This window comes from Sphingomonas aestuarii, from assembly GCF_054457155.1.
Map to the genome: position 1 here is coordinate 447,938 of NZ_JBTKVV010000003.1, position 14,868 is coordinate 462,805.

At 65.5% G+C, this 14,868-nt stretch carries 12 protein-coding genes; 5 read left to right on the top strand and 7 right to left on the bottom strand.

Annotated features, from left to right (window positions below):
- Positions 1-44: 44 nt before the first annotated feature.
- From ACX0GZ_RS08115 to ACX0GZ_RS08130, 4 genes are all read left to right on the top strand, one after another.
- The gene (locus tag ACX0GZ_RS08115) at positions 45-935 is read left to right on the top strand and encodes a DMT family transporter (RefSeq protein ID WP_458815173.1); all 891 of its coding nucleotides are present in this window, start codon (positions 45-47) and stop codon (positions 933-935) included.
- Between the two features lie 131 nt (positions 936-1,066).
- Positions 1,067-2,809 carry a DUF885 domain-containing protein gene (locus tag ACX0GZ_RS08120; RefSeq protein WP_458815175.1) on the top strand — a complete coding sequence of 581 codons (1,743 nt, stop codon included), beginning with the start codon at positions 1,067-1,069 and terminating at the stop codon, positions 2,807-2,809.
- A gap of 54 nt (positions 2,810-2,863) precedes the next feature.
- Positions 2,864-5,200, top strand: coding sequence for a ribonuclease R family protein (locus ACX0GZ_RS08125; protein WP_458815177.1), 2,337 nt, complete (start codon positions 2,864-2,866; stop codon positions 5,198-5,200).
- Positions 5,197-5,517, top strand: a complete 321-nt coding sequence (locus ACX0GZ_RS08130; RefSeq protein ID WP_458815179.1) for a hypothetical protein — start codon at positions 5,197-5,199, stop codon at positions 5,515-5,517. The genes ACX0GZ_RS08125 and ACX0GZ_RS08130 overlap by 4 nt, the downstream gene beginning before the upstream one ends.
- Before the next feature lie 84 nt (positions 5,518-5,601).
- On the opposite strand, the gene chrA is transcribed toward ACX0GZ_RS08130, so the two are convergent.
- From chrA to ACX0GZ_RS08145, 3 genes are all read right to left on the bottom strand, one after another.
- Positions 5,602-6,951 (bottom strand): chromate efflux transporter, encoded by a 1,350-nt coding sequence (gene chrA / locus ACX0GZ_RS08135; RefSeq protein WP_458815181.1) that lies wholly within the window; start codon positions 6,949-6,951, stop codon positions 5,602-5,604.
- A gap of 294 nt (positions 6,952-7,245) precedes the next feature.
- Positions 7,246-8,418, bottom strand: a complete 1,173-nt coding sequence (locus ACX0GZ_RS08140; RefSeq protein WP_458815183.1) for a saccharopine dehydrogenase family protein — start codon at positions 8,416-8,418, stop codon at positions 7,246-7,248.
- A 139-nt stretch (positions 8,419-8,557) separates the two neighbouring features.
- Positions 8,558-10,354, bottom strand: a complete 1,797-nt coding sequence (locus tag ACX0GZ_RS08145; protein ID WP_458815185.1) for an ABC transporter transmembrane domain-containing protein — start codon at positions 10,352-10,354, stop codon at positions 8,558-8,560.
- Positions 10,355-10,651: 297 nt separating this feature from the next.
- Between ACX0GZ_RS08145 and ACX0GZ_RS08150 the strand changes: the two genes are divergently transcribed.
- A complete protein-coding gene (locus ACX0GZ_RS08150; protein WP_458815187.1) occupies positions 10,652-11,884 on the top strand; it encodes a polyhydroxyalkanoate depolymerase in 1,233 nt (410 codons plus the stop codon).
- Between the two features lie 149 nt (positions 11,885-12,033).
- Here ACX0GZ_RS08150 and ACX0GZ_RS08155 read toward each other — a convergent pair whose 3' ends face one another.
- The 4 genes from ACX0GZ_RS08155 to ACX0GZ_RS08170 all read right to left on the bottom strand — a co-directional run bounded on the left by ACX0GZ_RS08155 (position 12,034) and on the right by ACX0GZ_RS08170 (position 14,798).
- Positions 12,034-12,405 carry a YkvA family protein gene (locus tag ACX0GZ_RS08155; protein ID WP_458815189.1) on the bottom strand — a complete coding sequence of 124 codons (372 nt, stop codon included), beginning with the start codon at positions 12,403-12,405 and terminating at the stop codon, positions 12,034-12,036.
- A gap of 50 nt (positions 12,406-12,455) precedes the next feature.
- A complete protein-coding gene (locus tag ACX0GZ_RS08160; RefSeq protein WP_458815191.1) occupies positions 12,456-12,944 on the bottom strand; it encodes a pyridoxamine 5'-phosphate oxidase family protein in 489 nt (162 codons plus the stop codon).
- An 87-nt stretch (positions 12,945-13,031) separates the two neighbouring features.
- A complete protein-coding gene (locus ACX0GZ_RS08165; RefSeq protein WP_458815193.1) occupies positions 13,032-14,213 on the bottom strand; it encodes an acetyl-CoA C-acyltransferase in 1,182 nt (393 codons plus the stop codon).
- A gap of 129 nt (positions 14,214-14,342) precedes the next feature.
- On the bottom strand, positions 14,343-14,798 hold the full coding sequence (locus ACX0GZ_RS08170; RefSeq protein ID WP_458815195.1) for a MaoC family dehydratase: 456 nt from the start codon (positions 14,796-14,798) through the stop codon (positions 14,343-14,345).
- Between the last annotated feature and the right edge of the window lie 70 nt (positions 14,799-14,868).

The window sequence follows — 14,868 nt, forward strand, 5'->3', positions numbered from 1 at the left end:
CGTCGGCATTGCCACGCGGGGTCGCACACCCTAGCGCGACACGCGTGTCGTCCGACCGCCTCTTCACCGGCATTGGCCTGCGTCTGGTCGCAATTCTGTGCCTTGCATCGATGGCCGCGCTGATCAAGCTGGCCGAGGCGGGCGGCGCGACGCTGGCCGAAATCATGTTCTTTCGCCAGCTCGCCGCGATCCCCGTGGTCGTCGCGTTCGTGGCGGCGGGCGACGGGCTGGCGACGCTCCGCACCACACGGTTCAAAAGCCACGCTATTCGCACCGGCGTCGGGCTGATCGGTATGGTCGCCAATTTTGGGGCGATCCTGCTGCTCCCGCTGGCAGAAGCGCAGACGATCGCTTTCACCGCACCGATCTTCGCGACGATCCTCGGCGCGCTGTGGCTGAAGGAAAAGACCGGCTGGCACCGCTGGGGCGCGGTGATCGCGGGGTTCGTCGGAGTGATGATCGTCGCGCAACCGGGCAGCGGGCATTTCCCGCTGGCAGGCGCGCTCGTCGGACTGTTTGCGGCGTTCATGGTCGCGTCGGTGTCGATCCTGCTGCGCCAGCTGACGCGCAGCGAAAGCGCGGGCACGACGGTCTTTTATTTCTCGCTGCTGTCGGTGCCGCTGATCGCGCCTTTCTATGTTGCCGATGCGCAGGCGCATGGCGGATGGGTCTGGGTGCTGCTGATCGCCATCGGCGTGATCGGCGGCATGGGGCAGATCGCGCTGACCGCCGCGTTGCGCTTTGCACCCGTATCGACCGTGGTGCCGATGGATTATTCGGGTCTCGTCTGGGCGACGCTGTACGGCTGGCTGTTGTTCGGCGTGCTGCCGGGCCAGTGGACATGGGTCGGCGCGCCGATCATCGTCGCCAGCGGGCTCTACATCGTTTGGCGCGAGCATCGGTTGCGGAAGGCATCGGTCGCGATCGATGCGTAAAAGTCCCCGTTCGTTTCGAGCAAAGTCGGGAAAAATGGCCGGGTGCGTGGGTCGCGTTTCTCGACTTCGCTCGAAACAAACGGAAAGGGAGAGCGCTTGCACAATTTTCCCGCGCTTGCGACCAAGCACCCATGATGATCCGCACCCTGCCGCTCGCCGCGCTCGTCTTCGCGCTTCCCGCAACCGCACAGACCGCTGCCGATGCGCAGTTCCGCGCCATCGCCGATGCCGAATGGGCGTGGCGCCAGTCCGAAGGGATCGCCGGTCGCGCGCCCGGCACCGTCCGCGACAGCATCCCCGACGTGTCCGCCGCCGCTCAGGCGCGGCGCCTCGCCCGATGGGAAGCGACGCTCAAGCAACTGGACGGCGTCGATGTAACATCGCTCTCGACCGAGGATGCGGTCAATTACGGCGTCTATCGCCAGCAGATCGAGGCGCTGATCGACGACCAGCGCGCACTCGAATGGCAAAAGCCGCTGAACAGCGACAGCGCCTTCTGGTCGAACCTGCAATTCGCGGCGCGCGGCGGGTTCGCCGGCGGCGAGAAAGATTACCGCGCCTATCTGTCGATGCTGGAGGACATTCCCAGGCATTTCGACCAGCAGATCGCCAACATGAATCGGGGGCTGGCGCGCGGCTTCACCCCGCCCAAGATCGTCATGCAGGGTCGCGACAAGGCAGTGGAGACGATCGCCAATACCACCGATCCGACCCAGACGGTCTATTGGCAGCCCTTCGCCTCGCTCCCCGCGTCGATGCCGGAGGCGACCCGCAAGCAGCTTCAGGATCAGGCGCGCGCACGGATCACGCAGAGCGTCATCCCGGCGCACCAGAAGCTGCTAACCTATCTGCGCGGCACCTATTTCCCGAAGATGCGGGATGGACTGGCCGCGACCGGATATGAGAACGGCGCGGAATATTACGCGTCGCGTATCCGCGTGTTCACCACCACCGACATGACCGCCGACCAGATCCACCAGCTCGGCCTGAGCGAAGTCGCCCGCATCCGCGCGCGCATGGAAACGGTAAAGGCGCAGACGGGGTTCAAGGGCGACCTTGCCTCCTTCCTCACCTTCCTCAAAACCGATCCGCAATTCTACGCGACCACGCCCGAGCAGCTGCTCAAGGAAGCCGCCTGGCATTCGCAGAAATTCGACAATGTCGCAGGCCGCTGGTTCGGGCGGATGCCGCGCTCGCGCGTGTCGATCAAACCGGTGCCCGACGACATCGCGCCCTTCTACACAGCCGGGCGCGGAGGGGCGGGCGGCTATCTGGTCAACACCTATGACCTGCCCTCGCGCCCGCTCTATTCTCTGCCCGCGCTGACGCTGCACGAGGCCGACCCGGGGCATCACTGGCAGGCGACATTGTCGGCGGAAAACGACACGCTGCCCGAATGGCGGCGCTATACCTATATCTCCGCGTTCGGCGAAGGCTGGGGTCTTTATGCCGAGGCGCTGGGCGAGGAAATGGGGATGTACACCACCCCCTATGAACTGTTCGGAATGCTGAGCTACCAGATGTGGCGCGCCGCCCGGCTGGTGGTGGACACCGGCATCCATACCAAAGGCTGGAGCCGCGACCGCGCACTGGCGTTCATGCGCGACAATACTGCGCTGTCGGACCATGAAGTCACCACCGAGATCGACCGCTATATCGGCTGGCCCGGACAGGCGCTCAGCTACTATATCGGCCAGATCGCGATCCAGCGCGAACGCGCACGCGCGGAGGCGGCCCTGGGGGCAAAATTCGACATCCGCGCTTTCCACGACACGGTGCTGTCGCTGGGCTCGGTGCCGCTCCCCGTGTTCACGCAGCGCGTCGACCGGTTCATCGCCGATGGCGGAACCGGCCCGTGGGCGGACGCCGAATAGCGCGCAAACCAGTGGTGGTGGAACGCGCGACGACGGCCTACATTCGCCAGCGACATGGCAAAGAAACCAAAACCCGCCGGGCTTCCAACCCGCCAGCAGGTGCTCGACTTCATCGCAAACAGCGACACGCCCGCAGGAAAGCGGGAAATCGCGCGTGCGTTCGGGCTGAGCGCGCAGGACAAGATTGCGTTGAAAGCGCTGCTCAAGGACATGGCCGACGAAGGGCTGATCGACAGCGCCCCCGGTCGCGCGTTCCACAAGATGGGCGGGCTGCCCAAAGTGACCGTGCTGCGCGTCGTCGACGCCGACGACAGCGGCACGATCTGGGCAGTCCCCGAACGCTGGGAAGCGGAAGGCGTGCCGGAACCTCGGCTGCGGGTGCGCGAACGGTCGAAGAAATCGGCGCTGGGCGTCGGCGACCGCATCCTCGCGCGGACCGAAGAAGCCGGAAACGGCTGGATCGCGCACCCGATGAAGAAGCTGGCGCGCGGCGAGGAACTGATGCTGGGCGTGCTGCACGAGGAAGGCGGGAAATTCTGGCTTCAGGGGATCGAGAAGAAGGAGCGGCGGGATTTTCCCGTTTCCGACACCGGCGGCGCGTCGGTCGGCGACCTGGTGCTGGCGGAAAAGGCGGGCCGCCCGCCGCGCATGACCGCGCGGGTGACGCAGCGGCTGGGCGATCCGTTCGAGGCGCGCAGCTTCTCGCTGATCGCCATCCACAAGCATTCGATTCCCAACGTGTTTTCGGATGAGTTGATCGAGGAGGCGGGAAGGGTCGCGGAACAGCCGCTGGGGGAACGCGAAGACCTTCGCCACCTCCCCATCGTCGCGATCGATCCGGCGGACGCGCGCGATCATGACGATGCGGTGTGGGCGGCGCCCGACGACGATCCGTCCAACCCCGGCGGTTGGCGCGCGATCGTCGCGATTGCGGACGTGTCCTTTTATGTCCGCCCCGGTTCGCTGCTCGACAAGGAAGCGCGCAGGCGCGGCAATTCGGTCTATTTCCCCGACCGCGTCGTGCCGATGCTGCCTGAAATCCTGTCGGCGGACGTGTGTTCGTTGAAACAGGGCGAAGATCGCGCGGCGATGGCGTGCCATTTCCGGGTGTCGAGAGACGGCAAGCTCAGCGACTGGCGATTCACCCGCGCGGTGATCCGGGTAGCGGCGAACATCGCCTATGAAGATGCGCAGGCAGCGATCGATGCGATCAAGCCCCTCCCCTTCAGGGGAGGGGTTGGGGGTGGGGCCTCTCCAATAGAGGCTGCGCCTGCGGATATGCCCCACCCCAACCCCTCCCCTGAAGGGGAGGGGCTAGGCGATCTGGTCGAAACCGCGCTCGTCCCCCTTTGGCAATGCTGGGCGGCGCTGTTGAAAGCGCGCGACGCCCGCGAACCGCTCGATCTCGACCTACCCGAACGGCGGATCGTGCTGGACGAAAAGGGCCGCATCCTGTCGGTCGCGCCGCGCGAACGATTGGACGCGCACCGGCTGATCGAGGATTACATGATCGCCGCGAACGTCTGCGCGGCAAAGGCGCTGGAGGCGAAGAAGGCGCCGGTCATGTACCGCATCCACGAACCGCCCAGCCGCGAGAAGCTGGTGGCGCTGAAGGATTATCTGGAGACGTTCGACGTGCCCTTCGCGCTGGGGCAGGTGGTGCGTCCCGCGACCTTCAACCATGTGCTCAAGCGAATCGGCGACAGCGATTTCCGCCCGCAGGTGATGGAACAGGTGCTCCGCACCCAGACCCAGGCCTATTACGGCCCCGCCAATCACGGACATTTCGGCCTTGCGCTGGGCAGCTATGCGCATTTCACCTCGCCCATTCGCCGCTATGCCGACCTGATCGTCCACCGCTCGCTGGTCAGCGCGAATCGCCTCGGCGACGGCGGGCTGTCGGCGGACGACGCGGGGAACATGGAGCGGGTCGGGGAAGTGATCTCCACCCTCGAACGCCGGGCGATGGAGGCCGAGCGCGAAACCGTCGATCGCTATGTCGCGGCCTATCTGTCCGAGCATGTCGGGCAGGTGATGGAGGCGCGGATCACCGGCGTCGCCAATTTCGGCTTCTTCGCGACGGTGGACGGCGTGGGGGGCGACGGACTGGTGCCCGCGCGCGATCTGGGCACAGAATATTTCCGCTATGACGAAAAATCGCAGGCGCTGGTCGGCGACGACAGCGGCGACCGCTTCGTCAGCGGCCAGCATCTGCAACTGCGGCTGGTCGAGGCGAATCCGGTGTCCGGCGCGCTGCGGTTCGAACTGCCTGACGGCAAGGGATCGGCGGGCGGCGCGCGGGAGGATCGACGGCGCGGCGGCCCCAAGCGCGTCATCAAGCATCGCGGGCGGCCCGCGAACATCAAGCATCAGGGCAAGCGACGGAAATGAAACCCGCCAATATTCCCGAGGCGATCACCGCAGCGGCATCGACCGCGAAATACCGGGTGCAGGCGCATTTCATGGCGCACCACGCGATCACCCCGAACGACGCGATCGAATATCTCCCGCCCGGCCCGCGCGAACGCAAGGAGTTCGACCGCCTGCGGCGCGCGGAAATCATTCGCCAGTCCATGCCCGCTTATTACTGGCTCGACATGACGCGGCTGGATGCCGAGGAACGGCGGCAGGAGCGGCGCAAGGGGCCGATCGCGATCGTCGCGGCGATCGTCCTCGCGGCGTTCGTGCTGACCTTTTACGAGGGGTGAGGGGGAGCATCGTCATTGCGAGCGTAGCGCCGCAATCCAGTTCGGCGCTGGATTGCGGCGCTACGCTCGCAATGACGGTTCAGGTCAGCGCACTAACGCCAGCACAATCCCGGCAACCGTTCCGGCCCCCAAAAGGCGAAACACGCTCCATTTGAACCGCAACGCCAGCACCAGCGCCGCGACCGCGAGGACGAGCGCGACGGGGTCGATGCTTGCGCCATCGGGCCAGGACATCGACACCGGCCCCGCCTCGACCCGCGCGACGCGCGCGAACAAGACGTGGAGCGCGAACCACAGGGTCAGATTGGCAATCACCCCGACCACTGCCGCCGTCACCGCGGCCAGCGCGCCCTGCAGGCGGCGGGCATGCTCCAGCCGCTCGATCCACGGCGCGAGCGCGAAGATCCACAGGAAACAGGGCGCAAAGGTGACCCAGGTGGTCAGCGCGGCGCCGATGATCCCCGCCACCATCGGATCGAACGGCGCGGGATCGCGATAGGCGCCGAGAAAGCCCACGAATTGCGTAACGAGGATCAGCGGGCCGGGGGTTGATTCGGCGAGGCCGAGGCCGTCCGCCATCTCGCCCGCGTTCAGCCAGCCATAGGTCTGCACCGCTTCCTGCGCCATGTATGCCAGCACCGCATAGGCGCCGCCAAAGGTGACGACGGCAAGGGTCGAGAAGAATCTGGCGATGTCCATCAGCACATGATCGGGGCCGAACAGCGCGAGCACCGCTATCACCGGCGCGGCCCAGATCGCGCCCCAGACGAGCAGGGCGCGCAGGCTGTCGAAGGTAGGGCGGGGGCCATTGGATGCTTCCGTATCGGGAGCGGCGTGCGCGGGCTTGCCCAGCCAGGCGGGACGCGCGGTCGCGGCAACCCATCCGGCAAGCGCGGCGGCGAGGATCACCAGTGGGAATGGGGCGGCGAATACGAACAGCGCGATAAACGCAGCGAACGCCAGCAGCCGCTTGAACGCGCTGTCGAGCGCGCGCGAGCCGATGCGGATCAGCGCCTGAACAACGATCGCCAACACCGCCGCCTTGATCCCCACGAACAGCGCCGCGAACCATGACAAATTGGCCGCCAGCGCATAGAGGATCGACAGCGCGAGGATAACCAGCGCGCCGGGCAGCACGAACAAGGTTCCGGCGACGACGCCGCTTCGCCATCCGCCGATCCGCCAGCCGATATAGGTCGCGAGCTGCTGCGCTTCGGGACCGGGCAGGAAATGGCAGAAATTGAGCGCTCTCAGGAACGCGCCTTCATCGATCCAGTGGCGCTTATCGACCAGTTCCTGATGCATCAGCGCAATCTGGCCCGCAGGCCCGCCGAAGCTGAGCAGGCCGATGCGGCCGAACACCGCGAATTGTTCGGCGCGGTTGGGCTGAACGAGGGGGGAGGTGTTCGGGGCGGGGCTAAGGGCGTGATCCATGCAAGGCCTCTTCGCGCCGGACGCCGGAGCGCCCGGTTTGGGAAAGGCAACACTTGGGCGCAGGATAACGCCTGACCGGGAGGTTGCGACGCCCCGGTGGATGATGTGTTAGCGCGGGTTGGGGCGGGTGGGAAGGTGCGTCGTTTGCTCGACCCCATGCCGTCACCCCGGACCCGTTCCGGGGTCCACGAAGCCGCTTGTGCCGCGCTACCGACATCGGGTGCTGCACCTGCAGCCCGGTGGACCCCGGAACAAGTCCGGGGTGACGGGCGTGGGTTGGGCTATCGCGGCTCTTCAATTCGCGACGAAGGTCAGTCCTGCGTGTTCCTCCAGCCGCTTCCTGAGCGGTTCCGCCATCAATGCGCCTGCGGTCCAGATGCCGCCCATGCCCTCGCTCGCGACATCGCGGACCAGGCAGATTGCGGCCTCGGCGATCATCTTCGAGGTCGAGCCATAGCCGGGATCGCGGTCGCCGGTGACGACGCATTCGACGCGGTCGCCGCCGGGCATCTCGCCGATGAAGATCAGGTCGTAAAAGCCTGCCTCGCGTTCCTCTTTCGACGGTCCTTCGCCGGGCTTCGGCCCCTTGTCGCCCGCCAGCGGATTGATCCTGGCGATGGCCTCTGCCGCTGCCTTGCCCATCTCGCCGATGCCCGGCGCAATCATCATCTCGTCATAGACGAAATCGGTGCCGAAGCTGTGACCGCTCAGAAAGTTGGTGCGGTGGACATTCTTGGTGTTGATCGGCGCCATGATGAACGGCGCGACCCAGGCGCCGACCGCGGGATCATATTCTGGGATCATGCCGGTCGGCTGGTGCGGCCCCGCAAAACCGGGGGCAAGCGCGAACGGGTTGGTCAGCAGCTTGACCAGCGAGGGGTCGCGCGCGGCAGCGGCGAGTGTCGCCTTCAGGCTGGCGGCGGTCCCGCCCGAAAAGCCGCCCTGCATCTTGCGCACGCGGCCTTTCACGCGGGGGGCGGGCTTGCCGTGCTTGGCGATCGCCCTCTGTTGCAGCGTCCACACGCCCAGATCGAACGGGATCGAATCGAAGCCGCAGGAAAAGACGATGCGCGCGCCCGACGTTTTGGCGGCGGATTCGTGCGCGTCGATCATCTGGCGCATCCACGCAGGTTCGCCGCACAGATCGACATAGGCGGTCCCTGCTTTCGCGCAGGCGGCGACCAGATCCGATCCGTAAAGCTGATAGGGTCCGACGGTGGAGATGACCACGTTGGCCCGCGCGACCATCGCGTCGAGCGAGGCGGGGTCGTCGGCATTGGCGGTAACGAGCGGCGTGTCGGGGGCCGCGCCGATTTCGTCGCGGACTTGGCCGAGCTTGCTGAGCGAGCGACCGCCCATTGCCCATTTGAGCGACCCGTCGGCGTAGTTCGCGCTCAGATACTCCGCCACCAGACGGCCCGTAAAGCCGGTTGCGCCATAGACGATGATGTCGAAATCGGTGGCCATGTCTTCTCTCCCGTTTCGACCATCTTACGGTGCGACGTGGCAAGAGAGAACCGTCATTGCGAGCGTAGCGAAGCAATCCAGGTCAGCGCGCGCCGTACTGGATTGCTTCGCTGCACTCGCAATGACGAAGGGGTATGGGCTATGCCGCTTCGCTGAACTGGAGCGCCGCGAGCCGCGCATAGAGGCCGCCTGCCGCCGCCAGTTCGGCGTGCGTCCCGCTTTCGACGATGCGGCCTTCGTCCATGACGATGATCCGCTTCGCCGCGCGCACGGTCGCCAGCCGGTGGGCGATGACGAGCGTGGTGCGCCCCTCCATCAGTGCCTCCAGCGCGTCCTGCACCAGCCGTTCGCTTTCGGCGTCGAGCGCGCTCGTCGCCTCGTCGAGCAGCAGGATCGGACTGTCGCGAAGCAAGGCGCGCGCGATGGCGATTCGCTGGCGCTGGCCACCCGACAGCCGCGCGCCGCCTTCGCCCAGGAAGGTGTCGAGGCCTTGCGGCAGCGCGCGCAGGAAATCGGCGGCGTTGGCGGCCTCCGCTGCGGCCCACAGCGCGTCGTCGCTCGCGTCCCATCGGCCATAGCGCAGATTGTCGCGCGCGGACGCGGCGAAGATCACCGTTTCCTGCGGCACCATCGCGATGCGCGCGCGCACCGCGGCGGGATCGGCGCTGGTCAGCGGAACGCCATCGACCAGCACCTTACCGATTTCGGGATCGTAGAATCGCTGGACGAGCTGGAAGAGGGTCGATTTGCCCGCACCCGACGGGCCGACCACCGCCACCGTCTCCCCCGCGCCGATCGCCAGCGAGAAATCCTGGAGCGCCGACACATCGGGGCGGGTGGGGTAGTGAAAGGTCACGCCGTCGAACTGGATCGACCCGCGCGCCGGGTCGGGCAGGGCGACGGGATTGGCGGGGGCAGCGATCTCCGGCTCCTGTGCCAGCAATTCCGCCAGCCGCCCCGCCGCGCCCGATGCGCGCAGCAGGTCGCCATACACTTCGGTCAACGCGCCGAACGCCCCGGTGACGAGGCCGGCGGTGAACACGAACGCGGCGAGCGCGCCCGCGGTCAGGTTGCCCGACGCGACATCGCTGACGGCGTCCCACAGGATCAGCGTGACCGCGCCGAACAGCAGCGCGATCACCATCGCGGTCATTACCGCGCGCGTCGCAAAGCGCAGCCGCGCGGTCGAAAAGCCCCGATCGACCGCCGCCTGAAACCGGTCGCCTTCGCGGCGCTCCTGACCGAAGGCCTGCACGATCTTCATCGCGCCCAGCGTTTCGCTGGCGATGCTGCCGATGTCGGCGATCCGGTCCTGACTTGCGCGCGAATATTTCCTGAGCCGCGCGCCCAGCATCATCATCGGCGTGACGATCAGCGGAATGCCGAGCAGCAGGAACGCGGCCAGCTTGGGCGCGAGCACGAACAGATAGACGACCCCGCCGATGCCGATCAGGAAATTGCGCAGCGCCACCGACACGGTCGATCCGACGATCTGTTCGACGACCGCGGTATCGGCGGTGAGGCGCGATGCGATTTCGGAGGGGCGATTCTCCTCAAACCATTGCGGGGCCAGCCGCAACAGGTTGCGCTGCACCGCGACGCGCATATCGGCAACGGTGCGCTCGCCCAGCCACGACACGAAATAGAAGCGCGCGGCGGTGGCGATGGCGAGCACGCCGACGACCATCAGCAATCGCCAGAAATACGGCCCGATCGCGCTAAGATCCGCGCCCTGTGCGAAGCCGTTATCGATGACCTGTTTGAAGGTGTAGGGGATGTAGAGCGTCGCCGTCGCCGCACAAAGCAGCGCCAGGATCGCCAGCGCCAGATGGCCCGGATAGCGCGAGGTATAGCCCCACACGATTGTCAGGTTGGACAGCTTGCGCTTTTCGGGCGCGGGTTCGGGCGGGCGCGGTTGCGGCGTGGGTTCGGCCATGCCCGCGCGCCTAGCGCGTTCGGGGGCGGAATGCCACGGTGGATACCAAAATCGCCCCGCTATCCGTTCGTATGGAGCGACGTCGAGAAACGCTTGGCTGCGCGGCTCCAGGTCACGTCTTTCGACGTCGCCCGAAACAAACGGGAGCGGGTCCGCCGTCCCACCCGGTTCAAGGTCGGAACCGACCCTTAACCTGTCGTTTTCGAAAACACAGTATCGTTGCACCGCAACAGCGCTGCGCTATAACCCGGCGTCCGGTCGCCGACGCCGGGGCTCCATTCGTCGGCGGAGATTTGAATGCTGTACGATGCCTACGAAATGCAGCGCGGTATGTTGGCCAGCGCCAGTGCGTTCGCGAATTTCAGTGCAGGCCTGCTGAACAATCCCGCCAATCCCTTCGCCTATTTCGGGGGTGGCCCGGTGCTGGCGAGTGCGCTGGAGGTGTTCGCGCACGCCTCCGCGCCGCGCGGCAAGCCTGCATTCGGGCTGAATGAGACCAAAATCGATGGCAAGACGGTCGGGGTGCGCGAGGAAATCGTGCTGCAAAAGCCGTTCGGCCAGCTGAAGCATTTCGTTCGAGAAGGCGTCGAGGGCGGGCCGAAGCTCCTGATCGTGGCGCCGATGTCGGGCCATTTCGCGACGCTGCTGCGCGGCACGGTCGAGCGGATGCTGCCGACGGCGGACGTATACATCACCGACTGGCGCGATGCGAAGCTGGTGCCGCTGTCGGAGGGGAAGTTCGACCTCGACGACTATATCGATTACGTCATCGAGTTTCTGGCGCATATCGGTGCCGAGGGCGATCCGCGCGCGCACATGCTCGCCGTCTGCCAGCCATCTGTGCCCTGTTACGCGGCGGTCGCGCTGATGGGCGCGGACAAGCATCCCAACCGGCCCAAGACGCTGACCATGATGGGCGGACCGATCGACACGCGCGAAGCGCCGACCGCGGTCAACACGCTCGCCACCGATCGTCCGCACGCCTGGTTCGAACAGAATGTCATCGCGACCGTGCCGATGACCTATCCGGGGGCCGGACGCCGCGTGTATCCGGGGTTCCTGCAACTCGCCGGCTTCATGACGATGAACCTGGGCAGCCATATGGTGTCGCATTGGGAGTTGTTCCGCCATCTGGTCGATGGCGACGGCGAAAGCGCGGACGCGACCAAGGAATTTTACGACGAATATCGCAGCGTCTGCGACATGGATGCGGCCTTTTACCTCCAGACCGTCGATCTGGTGTTCCAGACCCATGCGCTGCCCAAGGGGGAGATGACGCATCGTGGTCGCGCGGTCGATCCGGGCGCGATCAAGGATACGGCGCTGCTCGCGGTCGAAGGCGAACGCGACGATATTTCCGGGTTGGGCCAGACCAAGGCGGCGCTGACGCTGGCGACGGGTCTGCCCGACAAGGCCAAGCAGTATCACATGGCGCCCGGCGTCGGGCATTACGGCATCTTCAACGGATCGAAATGGCGCACGAAAATTGCGCCCGTGCTGGAAACGTGGATCGAGACGAACGGGGGGTAAGGGGGCTTTTCCCCTTCCTTTCTGTCACCCCGGACTTGTTCCGGGGTCCACTAAGCCGCTTGCAATGCGTTCATTATTTCGTGTGCTGTGATCGCCGCCCGGTGGACCCCGGAACAAGTCCGGCGTGACGTTGGAGAGTCAGGTTTCGGTCAATCCCACCACATCCGCGCGATCGACCAAGTAAACCAGCCGACCGATGCCCAAACCGCGATCACGAGCAATGCGCCGACAATCGATTTCGGCCGCTGGCTTGCGCGTTCGGCGATCATGCGATGTTCGGCCATCTGCGCGGGCGCGACCAGCCGTTCGAACAGCCACACGCCCGCCGGGATCAGCACCGCTTCGTCGAGCAGGCCCAGGATCGGAATGAAGTCGGGAATGAGGTCGATCGGCGACAGCGCATAAGCCGCAATTAGCAGCCCGACCAGCTTCGCGCGAAGCGGCGTGCGCGGATCGCGCGAGGCGAGCCAGACGGCATGCGCCTCGACGCGTATTCGGTGAACGAGGCTCGGTCCCGCCATGCGCTCAGCCTTGCGGGCGAAGGGCGGGACCGGGCAAGCTCGCAGTCGCCTTACAGCGCGACTTCGGTGTGGCGTCCGGCTTCTTCGGGCTTGATCTTCATGCCGGTCAGCATCTTGAACAGGCCGGTGATCGACTGATCGCCTTCCCAGATTTCGGCGTCCGACAAGTCGAAGCGCATCATCTTCAGATTCGGGTCGTTCCGCCCGCCCTCGAACCATGCTTCGGTCTGGTTGGACCAGTATTTGTCGATGATGGCGGGGTCGGTTTCCTCGACCAACGTGCCGCGGATGCAGGCGAAGACCTTGTGATCCTTCGACACGAACTGCGCCATTGCCGGGCCACCAGGCGCGATGCGGTTGTCCTTGCGGGTATAGAACCAGAATTCGCTGTCCGCATCCTCGTCCAGCTGCGCGGTCATCGGCTCGCTATGCTCGTTCGCGTTCGTCAGGCCGATCATCAGAAAGGGGCTGTCGGCCATCTTCTTCCACATCCGCTTGCGGACTTCGATCGGGTCTTCGTGCGATTGCTGGTCGGTCATCGGGTTTCTCCTTACGGTTCGGCCAGACAACAAACGGGCGCGGGAGAGTTTCCCCCGCGCCCGTTTGAGTTGCGACAATTTGTAAGGTCAGAGAACCTCGAACAGGCCTGCCGCACCCATGCCGCCGCCGACGCACATCGTGACGACGACGTATTTCGCACCGCGACGCTTGCCTTCGATCAGCGCGTGGCCGGTCATGCGCGCGCCCGACATACCGTAGGGATGGCCGATCGAGATCGCGCCGCCGTTGACGTTGAGCAGTTCGTCGGGGATGCCGAGTTTGTCCTGGCAATAGAGCACCTGGACCGCGAACGCTTCGTTCAGTTCCCACAGGCCGATATCGTCCATCTTCAGGTTGAAGCGTTCGAGGAGCTTGGGGATGGCGAAGACCGGACCGATGCCCATCTCGTCGGGCTTGGTGCCCGCCACCGCCATGCCGACATAGCGACCGAGCGGCTGGAGCCCGCGCTGCTCGGCCAGCTTTTCTTCCATCAGCACCGCCGACGACGATCCGTCCGAAAGTTGGCTGGCATTGCCCGCGGTGATCGTGCCCTGATCGCCGATCACGGCCTTCAATGACTTGAGCCCTTCTAGCGTGGTGTCGGCGCGGTTGCCTTCGTCCTTCGTCAGCGTGACCTCCTTGGTGGTCACTTCCTTGGTTTCCTTGTTCACCACGTTCATCGTCGCGGTGACGGGGACGATTTCGTCGTCGAACTTGCCCGCTTCCTGTGCGGCGGCGGTGCGCTGTTGCGAGCGCAGGCCATATTCGTCCATTCGGTCGCGGTCGATGCCGTAACGCTGGGCGACGACTTCGGCGGTCTGGAGCATCGGCATGTAGATGTCGCCGTGCATCGCGAGCAGCTCGGGGTCGGCCGCGACGCGCATTTGCGGCGTCTGGACCATCGAGATCGAATCGACGCCGCCGCCGATGGTCACGTCCATGTTATCGGTGATGATCTGCTTGGCGGCGGTCGCGATCGCCATCAGGCCGGATGCGCACTGGCGGTCGACCGACATGCCGGACACCGAAATGGGTAGCCCTGCGCGCAGCAGCGCCTGGCGCGCGATGTTCCCGGCCTGATGTCCCTGCTGGAGCGCGGCGCCGAATACGACGTCGTCGACTTCGGCGCCGTCGATCTTGGCGCGTTCGACTGCGGCCTTGATCGAGTGGCTGGCAAGCGTTTGCGACGGCAGGTTGTTGAAAGCACCGCGATAGGCGCGGCCGATGGGCGTGCGGGCGGTGGAGACGATGACGGCGGAGCGGGTCATGGTTGGTTCCTCTTACTTTCTCCCCTCCTCTTCAGGGGAGGGGCCGGGGGTGGGGCGGTGCCTCATGCGATCCGCTCGCGGTGAGGCCCCACCCCAACCCCTCCCCTGAAGGGGAGGGGCTTGATTGGCTCAAACGAAAATCTGGCTCATCCATTCGGCGATCATCGCGGGCTTTTCCTGGCCTTCGATCTCGACGGTGAATTCGTTGGTCTGCTGCCACTGGCCGGGGCGTTTCTCGACCAGTTCGAGCAGCTTGAAACGGCCGCGCACGCGCGATCCCGACCGGACGGGGGTCAGGAAGCGGACCTTGTTGCCGCCGTAATTCACGCCCATCTTTACGCCGTCGATCTGCGGCTGTTCGGTCTTTTGCGACAAGAGCGGCATCAGCGACAGCGTCAGGAAACCGTGCGCGATGGTGCCGCCGAACGGGGTCATCGCCGCCTTGGCCGGATCGACATGAATGAACTGGTGGTCGCCGGTCGCGTCGGCGAACTTGTCGATCATCTCCTGGCTGACTTCGACCCAGTCCGAAACGCGTTCCTCGCCAGTGCGCCCGGCATATTCCTGGATCGTCATCGACTGCATGGCTTTCCCTCCGCGACCGTTTCGGCGCATAGCGCCCCCCATCCTCTAAGCGTGCAAGCGGCATGGCCGC